General features: G+C 45.0%; 13 protein-coding genes. 8 read left to right on the forward strand and 5 right to left on the reverse strand.

Going from position 1 to position 14915, the window contains the following annotated elements; translation table 11 throughout:
* The first annotated feature begins 125 nt into the window (after positions 1 to 125).
* The 5 genes from BUB19_RS14130 (at position 126) to BUB19_RS14150 (ending at position 7195) form a co-directional block, all read left to right on the forward strand.
* The gene (locus BUB19_RS14130; protein WP_073095217.1) at positions 126 to 3557 is read left to right on the forward strand and encodes a sensor histidine kinase; all 3432 of its coding nucleotides are present in this window, start codon (positions 126 to 128) and stop codon (positions 3555 to 3557) included.
* A gap of 39 nt (positions 3558 to 3596) precedes the next feature.
* Complete coding sequence (locus BUB19_RS14135; protein ID WP_073095218.1) at positions 3597 to 4775, forward strand: hybrid sensor histidine kinase/response regulator; 1179 nt, start codon at positions 3597 to 3599, stop codon at positions 4773 to 4775.
* A gap of 6 nt (positions 4776 to 4781) precedes the next feature.
* Positions 4782 to 5420 carry an ABC transporter ATP-binding protein gene (locus BUB19_RS14140; protein WP_073095219.1) on the forward strand — a complete coding sequence of 213 codons (639 nt, stop codon included), beginning with the start codon at positions 4782 to 4784 and terminating at the stop codon, positions 5418 to 5420.
* A complete protein-coding gene (locus tag BUB19_RS14145; RefSeq protein ID WP_073095220.1) occupies positions 5417 to 6643 on the forward strand; it encodes an ABC transporter permease in 1227 nt (408 codons plus the stop codon). Before BUB19_RS14140 ends, BUB19_RS14145 begins: the two co-directional genes overlap by 4 nt.
* 126 nt (positions 6644 to 6769) lie before the next feature.
* Positions 6770 to 7195, forward strand: a complete 426-nt coding sequence (locus BUB19_RS14150; protein WP_073095221.1) for a hypothetical protein — start codon at positions 6770 to 6772, stop codon at positions 7193 to 7195.
* Between the two features lie 18 nt (positions 7196 to 7213).
* Here BUB19_RS14150 and BUB19_RS14155 read toward each other — a convergent pair whose 3' ends face one another.
* Entirely contained in the window at positions 7214 to 8044 is an 831-nt protein-coding gene (locus BUB19_RS14155; RefSeq protein ID WP_073095222.1) for an aminotransferase class IV, read from the reverse strand.
* Positions 8045 to 8189: 145 nt separating this feature from the next.
* On the opposite strand from BUB19_RS14155, the gene BUB19_RS14160 reads away from it, so the two are divergent.
* Positions 8190 to 8624 (forward strand): hypothetical protein, encoded by a 435-nt coding sequence (locus tag BUB19_RS14160; protein WP_143156044.1) that lies wholly within the window; start codon positions 8190 to 8192, stop codon positions 8622 to 8624.
* On the opposite strand, the gene BUB19_RS14165 is transcribed toward BUB19_RS14160, so the two are convergent.
* Genes BUB19_RS14165 through BUB19_RS14175 form a run of 3 tightly spaced genes read right to left on the reverse strand, consistent with a single transcriptional unit; the run spans position 8604 to position 10286 of the window.
* Positions 8604 to 9071 (reverse strand): c-type cytochrome, encoded by a 468-nt coding sequence (locus BUB19_RS14165; protein WP_073095224.1) that lies wholly within the window; start codon positions 9069 to 9071, stop codon positions 8604 to 8606. The two genes, BUB19_RS14160 and BUB19_RS14165, sit on opposite strands and share 21 nt — an antisense overlap.
* Entirely contained in the window at positions 9052 to 9720 is a 669-nt protein-coding gene (locus BUB19_RS14170) for an SCO family protein (RefSeq protein ID WP_073095225.1), read from the reverse strand. The genes BUB19_RS14165 and BUB19_RS14170 overlap by 20 nt, the downstream gene beginning before the upstream one ends.
* A gap of 29 nt (positions 9721 to 9749) precedes the next feature.
* Complete coding sequence (locus BUB19_RS14175; protein ID WP_073095226.1) at positions 9750 to 10286, reverse strand: CopD family protein; 537 nt, start codon at positions 10284 to 10286, stop codon at positions 9750 to 9752.
* Between the two features lie 51 nt (positions 10287 to 10337).
* On the opposite strand from BUB19_RS14175, the gene BUB19_RS14180 reads away from it, so the two are divergent.
* On the forward strand, positions 10338 to 10736 hold the full coding sequence (locus BUB19_RS14180; RefSeq protein ID WP_073095227.1) for a hypothetical protein: 399 nt from the start codon (positions 10338 to 10340) through the stop codon (positions 10734 to 10736).
* Positions 10737 to 10980: 244 nt separating this feature from the next.
* Here BUB19_RS14180 and dnaA read toward each other — a convergent pair whose 3' ends face one another.
* Positions 10981 to 12405 (reverse strand): chromosomal replication initiator protein DnaA, encoded by a 1425-nt coding sequence (gene dnaA / locus BUB19_RS14185; protein ID WP_073095228.1) that lies wholly within the window; start codon positions 12403 to 12405, stop codon positions 10981 to 10983.
* 508 nt (positions 12406 to 12913) lie between these two features.
* Here dnaA and BUB19_RS14195 point away from each other — a divergent pair.
* A complete protein-coding gene (locus BUB19_RS14195) occupies positions 12914 to 14788 on the forward strand; it encodes a TIGR00341 family protein (RefSeq protein ID WP_073095230.1) in 1875 nt (624 codons plus the stop codon).
* Positions 14789 to 14915 lie beyond the last annotated feature (127 nt).

The following is a 14915-nucleotide window of genomic DNA, read 5'->3' on the forward strand; positions in this document are numbered from 1 at the left end:
TAGTACATTAATTTCGCTACAAAAATAGAAGATAAAGAGCGATCACAAAAAGAAATGGCAAACAATATCAATTTAATTTAGAGTATTGATAACTTTTTATATTTTTAGGATCAGTTTGACACACCATGAGAAGAACATTCCTTTTATTTTTTCTATTGCTGTTCCAGGCTCTGGCCTGGGGTCAAACGTTCAAATTCAATAAACAAATCAAGGGCTTCGGCCGAATTCCCAACCAGATTTATTCTATTGACCAGGATGAGCGGGGGTTTGTTTGGGTGGCCAGCAACAGAGGGGTGCAATATTCCGACGGGATCGCCTCTCTGCAATTGCCAGATAGTATCAAAGCAGCCTTTTCTACGCAACAGAAGATCCGTGTCGATGATGATGGTATGGTATGGGTTTATCAGACAGCAGGACAGCCAATGCTTTACCATTTCAATATGAAGTCCTGGCAGAAAGCCAATACCCTGCTGTCTGTGGTGGATACTGCAGCTGTTTTTGACGAAATCCACTTCTTTCCGCTGGGTAAATCAGAGAATAAGCAGCTGTTTATGGTGCTGCCAAACCAGATTATCTACCAGAAGCATCCCTCCAAGGTGCCGGTAAACATAACTACCGATGGCCTGGGCGAGTATTATTCTCATTTTGTGTCAGACACCGACACCCTGTTTTTGTTTCAGGAGGGGGTGTATCAATTGAAAAATGATGAACTTCGGCCCAAATCCCTTTCGATACAGCAGAATATCATGGATCCACTGGTGCAGATGGTTTATGCAGCCGAAGCAGACAGCTATTTTTTCCTGACCGAAAATGCCGTTTACGAAGGAGACCACTCGGGAAACCTGATTGATACAGTCAGGGCAGACTTCCGGCAGGAATCTATAGGACCTGAGGATTCGTATGACCTGTTTTTCAGGTTTGGCAAACTTTATTTCTATTTTAATTCCCATTTGTTTCAATACAACCTGCAGACCAGGCGCGTTTTTGAACTTTCCGTCTATGATGATTTGAGAACCAATCAGATCAATACTGCGCTGGTAGACAGGGAGGGGATCATCTGGCTGGGTACCTTCCGTGGTCTGGCCAATTTGGCCAGTACGCGGTTTCAGAATTTTGACCAGAGCACAGGAATGGCGAGGTCCGACATATCCGCTACCATAAAGTTTGACCGGCGGAAATATCTGGCAGGTTTTGAAAACGGAATTCAGGTTTGGAATGGGGCCAGGGTGGTGAAAACCTACTTCTTCAATGAGGATGAATTGCCTACCAGGCGGGACAGGGTCCTGAATTTCAGTCAGGACAAAAATGGCAATGTCTGGTTTTCTGCCTATGAAAACGGCCTGGGATTTTTTGATGCCAACACCTATTCATATTCCTTATTTCCGCTTCCAGACAGTGAATTTGTAAGCTATGTCTGGGCCAATGGAGAGGAATTGCTTGTAGCGGGAAAGGAAAAAATCTACAGGGCCGTGCTGCCTGCGCCAGGAAGGAAACCACAAATGCATCCCGTAGACGTTGGATTTCCAGAAGACGAAGATATCGGGTTTATCCGAAAAATTGGAAAACTGAAGAATGGAGACTGGATCGTTTTGGTAGCGGGAAGTCCCGTCTCTACCACAGAGGTAAAAGCATACGAAGGGCTGATCAAAGTGCAGGGCTACGATTTTCTCGAGAAAAATGATACAATATTTCTGGGTACCGAAAAAGGGTATTTTTCCTATTCAGATGGGAAGTTGGTTCCGGCAGAGTTATTGGGTCAGTCCATAACTCACCCTGTCTATGCCATCCTTCAGGACGAAAATGGATTCGTCTGGCTGGGAACCGATTCGGGAGTTATCCTACATGAAAGGGACCGGCTTCGCGTTTTTGATGAAAACACGGGTTTGTTGGGCAATGATGTGGCACGGGGAGCACTGGTACAGGCAGATCGGGGAAGGGTTTTTATCGGTACTCAGAATGGCGTTTCGGTATACCATCCGGAGGAGGATCAGAATTTCCCCACCAGTCCCCTGGTAAGTCTGGACCGGGTGGCGGTGCTGGATGCAGAGCCGGTAGATACAGATTTTCTCACCGTCCCCTATCAATTAAACAATATTGTGTGCTCATTTAGTGCTGCGAGCTTTCTCAATTCACCCAGTTTACTGGTTTATTACAAGCTGGAGGGTTTTCATTCCGACTGGCAGAAAGTAGAAAATCCCAGGAGCAGTGATCTCTATTTCAACAATTTACCTCCCGGAACCTACCGGCTGGCCATGAAGGCTTCTCTGGCAGGATATCCAGATTCGGAAACGGTGTATTCTACCGAGTTTCAAATTGATTACCCTTTTTATTTCCAACTCTGGTTCATCCTATTGGTGATTTTATTTTTAATAGCCCTGGGGATTGGGATCAATTCCTTTTACAGACAGGCAAAACACCAGGGGGTGTTGAAGAACTCACTCAACGAAAAAACCATAGAGATCGCAAATAGGGAAGACCGGTTTCGCAATGTATGGAACAGTTCACAAGATGGCTTGTTGCTCTCGGTAATGGGAGGACAGGTATTGGCAGCCAATCCCAATTTGTGCAAAATGGCTTCTGTATCTGAAAAATCACTGCAAACCTATGGTTTGGGACATCTCTTTGCTGACCCTGATTATTATATTACCATTCGTAATCAGATCAAAGGAGATTTACAAAATATTGATGCGAGTGGGTATACCTGCGAATTAAGCATGCCATTTCGTTCGGGTATATTGGAGGTAGAGTTATACATCACGAGAATGAAGGAAGACTACCATGGTAAGCCACTTTTTCTGAATGTATTCAGGGATATCTCCAGTAAGAAAGCTTACGAGCAGGGTTTGAAACTGGCCAAGGAAAAGGCAGAAGAGGTGAGCCAATTGAAAAGTAGCATCATTTCAAACATGAGCCATGAGATCAGAACACCGCTGAATGGTATTCTGGGTAGTACGGAACAATTGATTCAAAACAGAACTGGCGATGAGGAATTACAGGGTCATCTGGAGATCATCAGGGAAAGTGGGGAACGCCTGCTTCACACCATGACCAGCATACTGGACCTGTCACTTATTGAGTCTGATCGGGTAGATCTCTTTTTAGAAGACACCAACATCAATGATTTTATTTCAAAAATATTGCTCAACCATAAATCTATCGGAATAAAAAAAGGTATCTTGGTGTCAACAAAATTTGCTACCAGGCCATTTATAGCAAAAGTAGAAAGACGATGTTTGGAAATAATTGTAAACAATATCGTAGGAAACTCCATAAAATATTCTGAGAAAGGAATGATCCAAATTTGGGTAGAGAAAGTGGGAAGTAATTTGAATTTGCAGGTTCAGGACCAGGGGGTGGGTATCAGTCAGGAATACCTGGTTAAATTGTTTTATCCCTTTGAGCAGGAAAGTAGAGGTTTTAGCCGTAAATTTGAGGGTTCCGGAATCGGTCTGGCCATCACCAGACATTTGGTGGACCGGCTGGGTGGGCATATAGAGGTAGAAAGTGAAAAGGGAAAAGGGACACTGGTAAAAATATCCCTCCCCTTAGAACAGTAAGCCCACATGGAGATCCGAGATATTAATAATTTTGTAAGTATGTTCTCTTTAAAAATACTAATTACCGAAGACGATACCGTATCGGCACTTTTACTAAAAAAAGCCCTGGAGAAAAATCACCATCAGATCATTGGCATGGCCGATTCCGGAGAGATGGCTTTGGAGATCCTGGAAAATACCCGTGCTGACATCGTCATGATGGATATCAACCTGTCTGGCAAGTTGGACGGTATTAAAACTACCGAAATTATCAATGAAAAATACAACATTCCGGTCGTTTATCTCACAGCAAGCTCCGATTCGGAAACCTTGCAGAAAGTAGCAGTAACCAACCCAAGCGCCTATGTAATCAAACCCTTCAACATCAGAGAGCTCAATATGGTTATCGAACTGGCCATATTCAAAGATAAGAAGGAAAAAGAGCTTCAAAGCCTCAATAATGAGCTTGAGGAGAAGGTAAAGAAACGTACCGCCGATCTGAACGAAGCCAATAAGGAATTACAAAAGGCCCTGGAAAAAGAAAGGGAACTGAGTGAGTTGAAGTCCAGGATCGTACAGAATGTGTCGCATGGGTTCAAAACTCCACTCACCTCAATATTAAGTTCTGCGCAGTTACTGAAAATGTATGCGGAGAAGGACCATCCTTTCAAAGTAAAAATTGTCAAACACGCAACAAAAATCGAAAATTCTGTTAGAAACCTGAACAGTCTTCTGACCAGCGTGTTATTTTTTGGAAAAGCTGACGCCGATAAGATGAATTACAAACCGGTACGCATCTATACCTCAGCATTTCTCAATGAAGTGGTAGACATGGTAAAGGCCGGTATAGACAATAATGTGAAGATCCATACCTCTTTCGAAAAGCTACCCAAAATGATTACCTCGGACATGGATCTGCTTTATCAGATCCTGGAAAACTTGCTTTCTAATGCCGTAAAATACTCAAAAGACGGCGGAAAAGTGCTTTTTCACGTCACCCATGAAGACGATACACTCAAACTTTCCATTAAAGATGAGGGAATCGGCATTTCAGAGCCTGAACAGTCACAATTATTTGATCGCTTTTTCAGGGCAAAAAATGTGGGACTGAGAGAGGGGTCTGGCCTGGGGTTATCGATTGTTAAAAAGTGTATTGAAGTGATTGGAGGCAAAATATCATTCACCAGTAAAGTCAATAAAGGGACGGAGTTTCATCTCGAAATACCCGCAAAAAAATAAATATTAATGATTGCAACCAAGTCGATTCAATTTGCCTATGAGGGAGTTCCGGCCTTCGAATTGCCGGATCTGGAAATCGGGGCAGGAGAATCTCTGCTGGTGCTGGGCAAATCCGGCAGCGGAAAAACGACATTTTTGAATATCATGGCTGGCCTGCTCGCTCCCAAAGCAGGTGAAGTTTTGGTAAACGGAACTTCACTTTACGCACTACGCGGCCATAGATTGGATAAGTTTAGGGGTAAGAACATCGGGATCGTTTTCCAGAAACCTCATATTCTCAGTCCACTTACCGTTGGTGAAAATGTTGCCTTGCCTCAATTTTTCAGCAAAAAATCTGTTTCCCGCGATGTCGACCGAATGCTCGATGAACTGGGGATAATGGATAAAAAAAATAAGCGCATCGATACCCTGAGTGAAGGTGAAGCGCAGCGTGTCTCTATTGCCAGAGCCCTGGTCAATGATCCCAAAGTAATACTGGCAGATGAACCAACAGCCAGCCTGGATGATGACAATGCGGGGATCGTCGTACACCTGCTTAAAAGCCAGGCAATGAGACTCGGCGCAGCACTGCTCATCGTCACGCATGACCATCGCATCAAAAGTGAAATCGACCAAAGCATAACCTTAAAGCGCAAGGACCTATGAGTATGTTAAAGCTGAGCTGGAAATACCTGCTGGCCAAGCCCTGGAATACTGCTTTAAATATACTTCTGCTGGCACTTGGTTTGTCTATTATCACCGTGCTCATCCTGATTCAGGATCAATTTCAAAACAAAATGAACCGGGATGCAGCCGGTATTGATCTGGTAATTGGCGCCAAGGGTAGCCCCTTGCAGTTGGTACTTTCTGCTGTATACCATATAGATTTCCCTACCGGTAATATTCCCCTGGATGAAGCCAGAGCCATGTCGCGAAACCGGCTCATAAAAAAAGCCATTCCGCTGGCATTGGGTGATAACTATGAGGGATTCAGGATAGTGGGTACCAACCTCGATTACCTGGACCTGTATGAAACAGACTTTTCCAGTGGAGATGCATGGAAACAAGCATTTGAAGTGGTGCTGGGTAGTGAAGTCGCAGAAAAGACCGGCTTCGGTGTTGGTGATACTTTTGTAGGTTCTCACGGTATTGCAGCGGCCAGCCACGAGCACGATGAGCATCCCTATCAGGTAGTTGGTATTTTGTCACCTACGGATAGGGTAGTGGACCAGCTAATTCTTACTAGTGTAGAATCTGTTTGGTATGCGCATGATGAAGCACATGATCACGACAAGATGGAACAGGAAGTAGCTAAAACCGGGTTTCCGGAAGCAACGGAGGACGAGGGCAGAGAACTTACCACACTTCTGATCCAGTACAGAAACCCCATCGCTGCGGTGCAACTGCCCCGCCTGGTCAATAGCAGAAGTTCCATGCAGGCAGCCTCACCTTCTTTTGAAATATCCAGGCTTTTTGAGTTGCTGGGAGTAGGAATTTCGCTGGTACAGGGCCTGGCGCTTATCATCGTTTTGATTGCAGGTTTGGGCATATTTATCGCATTGTATAATTCCCTCAAGGAGCGGAAATATGACCTTGCTGTGATGCGGGCAATAGGCGCATCGAAAGAGCAGTTGTTTATCCTGATCATTCTGGAAGGTATTCTGCTTACTTTTCTAGGGGCGGTTGCAGGATTAGGTATAGGGCACTTTTTTCTGTACATTCTGGTTATGCTCAATGAACAGGGTGCGCTCTCAGGCCTGAGAGCAGATGTTTTCCTGAATCAGGAATGGTGGATTCTTGCCTATGCGCTTGTCGTAGGTGTAGTGGCCTCACTGATACCAGCTTGGAACGCCTATCGGGCAGACATTGCAAACCAGTTGACCAAATGAAATATACAGCATTTTCATCCGGTACGCAGGAGGTCGAAGGGTTACACCTTTATTCGGACAGAAATTGATTGCCGGGTACCTGCCACAAAGCAGACCCTACAGTTTATTAAACAAAGAAGCACGAATATGAAATACTTGATAGTATTGTTTAGTCTAATTTCTTTATCTGCCCGGGGGCAGGAAGCCAGTGTTTGGAAAGATTTATCCAATGTCACCTATGAGATCGGGGAAGATGAGTTTGGGGAATTGTACCTGCCGGTTTTTGACGAAAAAATTAAAAAACTGCAGGGGAAGGAAATTACTGCTGAGGGCTACATCATTCCCTTTGAGGGCATGTTCAAGCCGGAACACATTATTCTCTCCTCGCTGCCGCTGGCGGAGTGCTTTTTCTGCGGCTCCGGTGGCCCCGAGACGGTCATGGAAGTTATGCTGAGAGATCCCATCAAGTATACTTCCAAAAAGGTACAGGTGAAAGGCAAACTTGAGCTCAATGCCAGGGACCCGGAAAAGCTGATGTATATCCTGAAGGATGCCACGATGGTATCACCCTGAAGCGGCCTATTGTCGCTCTTAATTTACTGATCCCGCAGATTCTTTTTCCATATCCAGGAAAGCCGCCATCAGTTCTTTGGTTACCGGTCCCGGATGGCCATTGCCAATCTGCACATTGTCTATATCGGTGATGGGAAGGATTCTCTTGGTCGTAGAACTAATAAATATTTCATCTGCACCCATCAGATCATCCAGGTTAAAGTCCGACAGTCCCACTCCGCCTGCCAGTTTCATGACCTTGTTTCGGGTGATGCCCCACAGGATATCCCGCTGCGGCGTATATATCTGGCCATGTTTGACAAGGAAAATATTGCTTCTGGAGCTTTCAGATACCCTGTCTTTGTAATGATAGACCACATCTTCTGCTCCCTGCGCTTTCCAGTCCAGGCTCAGCCAGCAGGGATAGGTATAGTTCGTTGTTTTGATAGCCGGCAATGGGCGTACGTATTCTACGCTTAGCAGCTTTACACCCTTTTCATACTTCTCCCGGGATGGCAGCATTAAGGGTTCGCAAAAGATAAAAAGTTTTCCGCGTGCGGGGAGGAAATGGTTGTCAGATAGCCCACCGGTCAATACCATTCTTACACCTCCGTCCTGATGATCGTTTTTTTCGATCAGTGTATACACAATATCCCTCAGTTCCTGAAGGCTGTAGTCCAGGGGCAGACCGGCCTTTTCTGCCGATTGGGTAAATCGTTCCAGGTATTCTTCAAGAAAAAGCGGATGCCTGCCCACCGTCCTGAAGAAATCAAAAATTGCATATCCCCGGATCAGTCCAATATCCAGCGGATGGATGCTGGCTTCATTACTGTTCGTTATTTTGTTTTCGGCAAAGCAGTAAGGTTTCATTTATTACCTAAATTATATAAATTTTAATTTTTTTGCTCTAATACTGATTTTACAATGAAATAATAGTAGAATATATTTTTATATAAGGTTAAAATTTTTCAAATTTGCTATCGATTTCTGTTTAACCGATCACCCCAACCCAATCTTGACATCAGCCATGAAATTACAATGTTTTGCAGTATCGATGCTATTTTTCACCCTTTTATTTTCTTGCCAGACGGAAAAAGATAAAAATGAGGCTTTAAAGCAACAGGTTATTGCTGTTCATGATGAAGTTATGCCTGAGATTGGTGAGTTAAAGACCCAAAAGGAAAGGTTGCTGGAAAAAGCTAATGCGCTGGAAGGAAATGAAGAAACTGCCGTCTACCGGGAGGAATTAAATGCAGCAGCAGATTCCTGTGAGTCAGCCTATGACGCCATGTTCGTCTGGATGCGTCAATTTAAAAGTGAGTATACCGAAATGACTGAGGAAGAAACACAGACCTATTTGCAGGGTCAACTCCAGATGGTCGAAAAAGTGAAAGCCGATATACTTTCCGCATTGAGTACAGCAGAGGAATTATTGCAACGGGATGTTTGAAGCGTTTTCCAGAACTGTATTGACCCTTTCAGCAGGTACAAGTCCTTTTTTGTTTCCCCAGACATTGTAGATATAAGTGCTGATCTGGGCGATCTCCAGGTTTGTAAGCTGAGGATAACCCGGCATGGGCTGATCATAGCTGGTGCCATTGACGATAATTTCTCCCGAGATACCCATTTTGATCAGGCGGATGGTGCGGTCGATATCATCAAGCATGTAATCTGCTTTTTTTAATGGTGGAATCAGACGTGCCAGCCCGCTTCCGTCTTCCTGATGACAATTGCTGCAATATTGCAGGTATAACTGCTGACCCTGGATCGCATACTGTTTGGTTTTCAGGTCTTCAATTTCGTTGATGCCCGGGCCTTCCGTCCCTTCCCCGGGGCTGCAGGAGATGGTTACCAGCAGCCATAGTAGTATCGGAATTTTACTCAGTCCCCGGGACATTGTTAGCCAGTAATTTGGGGATGTCATTGATCAATTGATCTACCTGCGTGGCTTTCGTGCCATCGTACACACCTCGTATCCTGCCCTGCCGGTCGATTAGGAGAAAGGCACCGGTATGCAGGAAACCTCCTGGTTCGGTTTTATCAGTCATGGCAGTGGTCAGATAGGAAGTTTGACCGATTTCAAATATTTTTTCCTGGTCTCCGGTAAGAAAATTCCAGGTACTTGCGTTTTCTATACCAAGCCTGGCGGCGTAATCCTTCAATAGCGCCACAGTATCATATTCCGGATCAATCGTATGGCTGAGTATTTTAAAGTCAGGCTGGTCGTTAAATGCCTCGTATACCCGAAGCATTTCTTTTTTCATTATCGGACAGATGGTAGGGCAGGAGGTGAAAAAAAAGTCTGCCACGTACACCTTTCCCTCCACGTGTTTACGGGTAATGGTGTCGCCCTCCTGATTGATGAATTCAAAGTTGGCGATGGTATGGTAGACTGTATCTCCTTTCACCATTCCAGAATCCGTATGATCCGCTACATGGCGGTGGCCCAAAATGGGAAGGCTGTCGTTCGATTTTTCCTTGTTTTGACAGGCAGTCCAGCAAAGAATGAATATCGCTGGAATAATGAACCGCAGGTTAGTTTTCATATCTAAAATAGTACACAGCCCTGGTTACATTAGTTCCTTTCCCGTATACTTTTGTACCATTTGGTTGCCAGCATCAATGCCATTGCCAGCATCACCAGTCCCAGCATTCCCCATACCATATTGAGCAGGTTTTTTAAAACGATCAGAAATACGATCGCAAATAATAACAAGGTAGCTACCTCATTCCACATTCTCAGTTTTGCGCTGCTCCACTTTGCTATACCCTGCTGCAGGGCCTTATAGATATAGTGGCACCGGATATGGTAGGCATAGAGCAGAATCACAAAGCCCAGTTTGGCATGCATAAAGGGCAACTGCAGGTAGGCAGGACGGTACAGCAATACCCAGATCCCAAACACCAGTGTCAATACAGCAGATGGCCATGTAATGATAGTCCATAATCTCCTTGCCATCAGGTCAAGCTGAGGTTTCAGGATGGCCCTTTCCGCCTCAGGCCGATCCATGGCTTCGGTCTGGTAAATAAACAGCCGAACGATGTAAAACAAGCCTGCAAACCAGGTAACGACGAAAATTATATGCAGGGCTTTGATGTATTCGAATGCCATTATCAGAATTTTGGGCTAAATTAAGGCTTTAACATTTGTAAACGTTCCAAAATGAAAACAAATTATTTGTTTTACCTGATAGCCGCTGCAGTGGCAATATTGGCGGCCGTGATGGTATACGATAGTCTCAGCCAGCCAGGTATATCAGAGCTGCAAGGAGAATACCGTGAACTGGAGACCTACAGAAATGAAAATAATACCGGACCAGTGGTCCGGATATATGCTGTTTATGCCAAAGACAGTTTATGGGGAGACATGCGTGCCTATGGAGATTTTATGCCCCATACCAAGTATGGAAACACCCGGGTTTTCTTTTTTGCCGAGGAATTGGAAAATATACGTCTTTCTCCCGAGCCGCCGCATTTCGACCCTCAATTCAGAAAAGTCTGCCTGGCCAGGTATGAAAAATCTGCCATGGGGCAAGTTAGCTTTGAGCGGTATCCTTTTTAAAAATCCCTAAGCGATTTTGCCGGAAAATGATACAATCCGCAGGCATATGGACGGATTACTAAAAATTAAGTAGGATGTTATACCAATCAGACATGGTCCTGTTTGCCATTATGATGTATTCAGCGCGTCAACTGGTAACAAAAAAGAAAAAAAGTCTGGGTAATGCTGGGAAATTGTAGGTTTAAAATGTCGGTGAATTTGAAAATCAGAGCTATCCTGGTCCGTCCCTTTCTGCTAAAATCCATTAATATGACCTGATCTTAAATTGTTTCTTCTGTTCCTGTATGGCATTTCTGAAATTGGTGTCTGTCTCCATGAGGTCATTTACAGATTGTACGGCATGTATCACTGTGCTGTGATCCCTTCCTCCAAAATGGTACCCTATCGATTTGAGAGAGTGATTGGTAAATTCCTTACTGAAATACATGGCTACCTGTCTGGCGATCACGATCTCTTTTTTTCTGGTTTTGGCTTTCAGCTCTTCTACCTTGATACCATAGTATTCAGAACAGGATTGCTGTATGTACTCAATACTGACTTCTGTTTCTATGTCCTTCACGATATTTTTCATGATGGTCTTTGCCAGGTCAAGGCTTATTTCCACACGATTTAAGGAGGCATGGGCGATCAGAGAAATCATCACTCCCTCCAGTTCCCTGACATTGGTGTCTACGGTGTAGGCCAGATATTCGATTACATTATTGGGGATGGTAATGCCCTCAGATTGCATTTTTTTCCGGATTATGGCAATCCGGGTTTCAAAGTCCGGCATTTGCAAATCAGCTGTCAGCCCCCACTTGAAGCGGGAGAGCAGTCTTTCCTCCAGGCCCATCAGATCCTTGGGTGCACAGTCCGAAGTCATGACGATTTGCTTTTTGTTCTGATGCAGGTGATTGAAAATGTGGAAAAACATCTCCTGGGTACGACCCTTGCCGGCTAGGAACTGTATGTCATCGATGATCAGCACATCGACCTGCATGTAGAAATTGGTGAATGACTTGATATTGCCATCCTTGATGCTGTCCATAAACTGGTTGACAAACTTCTCCGAGGAAACATAAAGGACAAATTTATCCTCCGGGCCGTTTTTTATCTCGTTTCCGATAGCCTGGACCAGATGGGTTTTGCCAAGCCCTACTCCTCCATAAACCATCAGCGGGTTAAAAGAAGTAATGCCGGGCTTGTTGGCTACTGCAAATCCCGCAGAACGCGCAAGGCGATTGCAGTCTCCTTCTATAAAGGAGCTGAAAGTATAATTGGAACTGAGATTGGATTGCAGGGTGGTTTCTTCATCCAGACTTGAAAGGTCGAAAGGATTGTGGCTTCCTGCCAGGACCTCTTTTTTCTTTTTGGCTGCCGGACTGCTTACCCCCTGCGGAAAGCTGACCATATAGGGCTGGTTATGGGAGTTGCCTTTATCTACTACTACGGCATATTCCAACCGCCCATTGGCACCAATTACTGTTTTGATGGCCAGTTTGAGGACATCTACATAATTGTCTTCCAACCATTCATAAAAAAACTGACTGGGAACCTGAATGGTCAGCACGGAGCCGTCTATTCGGGCGGGTGTAATGGGCTTAAACCAGGTAGAAAAACTTTGTTCATTAACGTGTTTTTCGATTACCCGCAAACATTCAGTCCATATAGCCGTCGCTTCTGAATTCATTGAATTTCATTTAACCGAAAGTGGAAAAAACTTGAATACTCCTTAACAGGGGGAAACAAAATTGTGGAAAAATATCTTAAATAAAAAATGCATTTTTACTTGACTTTTTTACTTTATGGGAAAGCAGTTTGTTCAGCGGCTTTTTATTTTTTTTATATTTGAAAAGTGAAAAAACTCCTTTGTTTTACACCTGTCCCATGATGAACGGTTTTTTTGCTTCTGAACCGTTTTACGTTTACTTTTGGAAAAGATCTCTGGATCAGGTTACCTCTCTACAATTCTTTTCGCAATGGCAAATTCAAACCCGCCTACAAACAAAACCGGTTTCAGGCTGGCAGCAGTCCGGTAACGCCTGTTCTCAAGACCAATAAAAAACAGCAAAGCGGAAAAGATTGCTTGGAGAAGAGCATTGTATAAATAGGCAAAGAATGCTGTCCTAATCCATAAATAACTCGATCCCAGGTAGCAGAAGGAATAAGATACAATCAAAAGAAACAATGATACACCAATGAAAAGCATTGTCTTGTTGTACGACCCCGAGGCAGAAGAACGGGTGACAGAAACCATTGTGCCCAGACTGGGGGCCGATTTGAAGCTCAAGCTGGCCTTCAATACAACATTGTCAGTAGACCTGGGAAAGGAGGATTTCGTTGTCACCTACCTGTCGGACGAACAATTGAAGGAGTTGCTGCCCATAGCGCTGGAACATGAATGGCGCATTGCCCTTTTGCCACATCCGGAGCTGGTACATGGCCGGCAGGGTTTTGGTGTAGACAATGATCTGGAGGACTGCCTGGATCAGGTGCTGGAGGCGGAAGATACGCGCAATGTAGACCTGCTTACACTAAATGACCGGCCTGTATTCAATACCGTGGTAATAGGAGAGTCGCTGAGCCTGATGAGCAGTACCGTAGCAAAAAATGGATGGGAGAGATTCTGGAAAAAATTCCGGTATTTTTTCAGGCTATTTGGGATGGTGAAATCTCACCGTTATATCCTCCAGGCTGAAGACAAGGAAGAGCTGGATACCGCAGCCATCGGAATGGTGATCGTGCAGCATGGCAAAAGCAACCTGCTCAGCCGAAAGGTGCTGGAGGACTCCTACATCAATGATGGGAAAATGCATGCCATGATCCTGGCCCCTAAGAGCATTTCCGGCTTGTTATGGTTTGCGCTGGATAGTTTTTTCAGGAAAAAAGGAAAGACCAGTCTTCCCCCCTTTGCGGCGCATATCAAAACGGCGGCCCTGTCGATTTGCAGCGACGATGCCATTGAATATGCCCAGGACGGAAAGTTGCTGACGGCCAAAAAACTGGACCTGAAGGTAAGTCCCAAAGCACTGAAAATGCTCCCTGGCAGGCACCTGGACATGGAAGGGAATGTTTCCGAGGAAGATGTTTTCAGGGTAAAAGTATTGCCCAGGGGCGAAGTAAGGGATGAATTGCTGAAAAGAAAATTGCCGCTGATCCATCATGCCTCGACTGAAGAGTTCAAGGAGTTGTTTTCCAGCCTGCGCTCCAGTTCCCGTACGAGCAACAGCTATCTGGTATTGATGGTTTTGTCGACCTTTATTGCCACGCTGGGGCTGTTTGGTAACTCTTCCCCAGTCATCATAGGTGCAATGATCCTGGCGCCACTGATGGCCCCCATCATTTCGCTGTCCATGGGCGTACTGCGGCAGGACAAAAAGTTGATCCTCGGCAGTGCTCAAGCCATTGGTTGGGGCATGCTGTTGGGCTACCTGTGCGCCATGTTGATCACCTGGCTGACTCCCCTCAATATCTCCAACGAGGAAATCATGGCCCGGGTGCGACCAAACCTGTTGGATTTGGGGATCGCCGTTGGATCTGGTATAGCGGGTGCCTACGCCAGTGCCAAGGAGGAAATTGCCAAAACGCTTGCTGGGGTGGCCATCGCTGTAGCTCTGGTGCCTCCGCTGGCGGTGTCGGGCATCGGTCTGGGATGGATGGAATGGAGTATTTTTCAGGGAGCTTTGCTTTTGCTGCTGACCAACCTTGCAGGAATGGTCATGGCGGCAGCATTGACATTCTTATTGCTGGGTTTTAGCCCCTTTCGCCTCGCCAGAAAAGGTATCGCCTATTCCCTGATCGTCGTGGGAGTCATCAGTTTACCGCTGTTTTTTGGCTTTATGGATATGGTAAGGGAAAAAGATGTGATCTCTACACTGGATGGGTATCAGGTAAATGGAACCGTATTGCGGGACATTACGGTGAGAGGGATAAATCCGGTCAGGCTCACTGTAAAAATAGTCGGTGAAGGCAATATGAATGAGGCCAGGTTAAAGTCAATTAAAGCCGAAATTGAACAAATTCTGGGAGAAGAAGTAGAGCTTGAAGTCACCCTCGCAGTAAAGGTGTTTTGACGATTAACTCCAGAATACCGGTAACAGCTTTTCTCTCCCTGCCATTCGAAACTGCTTGAACAAATAGCATAAGGGCCTGGTTGATTTCTTGTAAACACACAGGCTTTAGCAAGCAGGCTTAGTTATT

Origin of the sequence: Cyclobacterium lianum (genome assembly GCF_900143075.1) — a bacterium.
Taxonomy (GTDB): Bacteria; Bacteroidota; Bacteroidia; order Cytophagales; family Cyclobacteriaceae; genus Cyclobacterium; species Cyclobacterium lianum.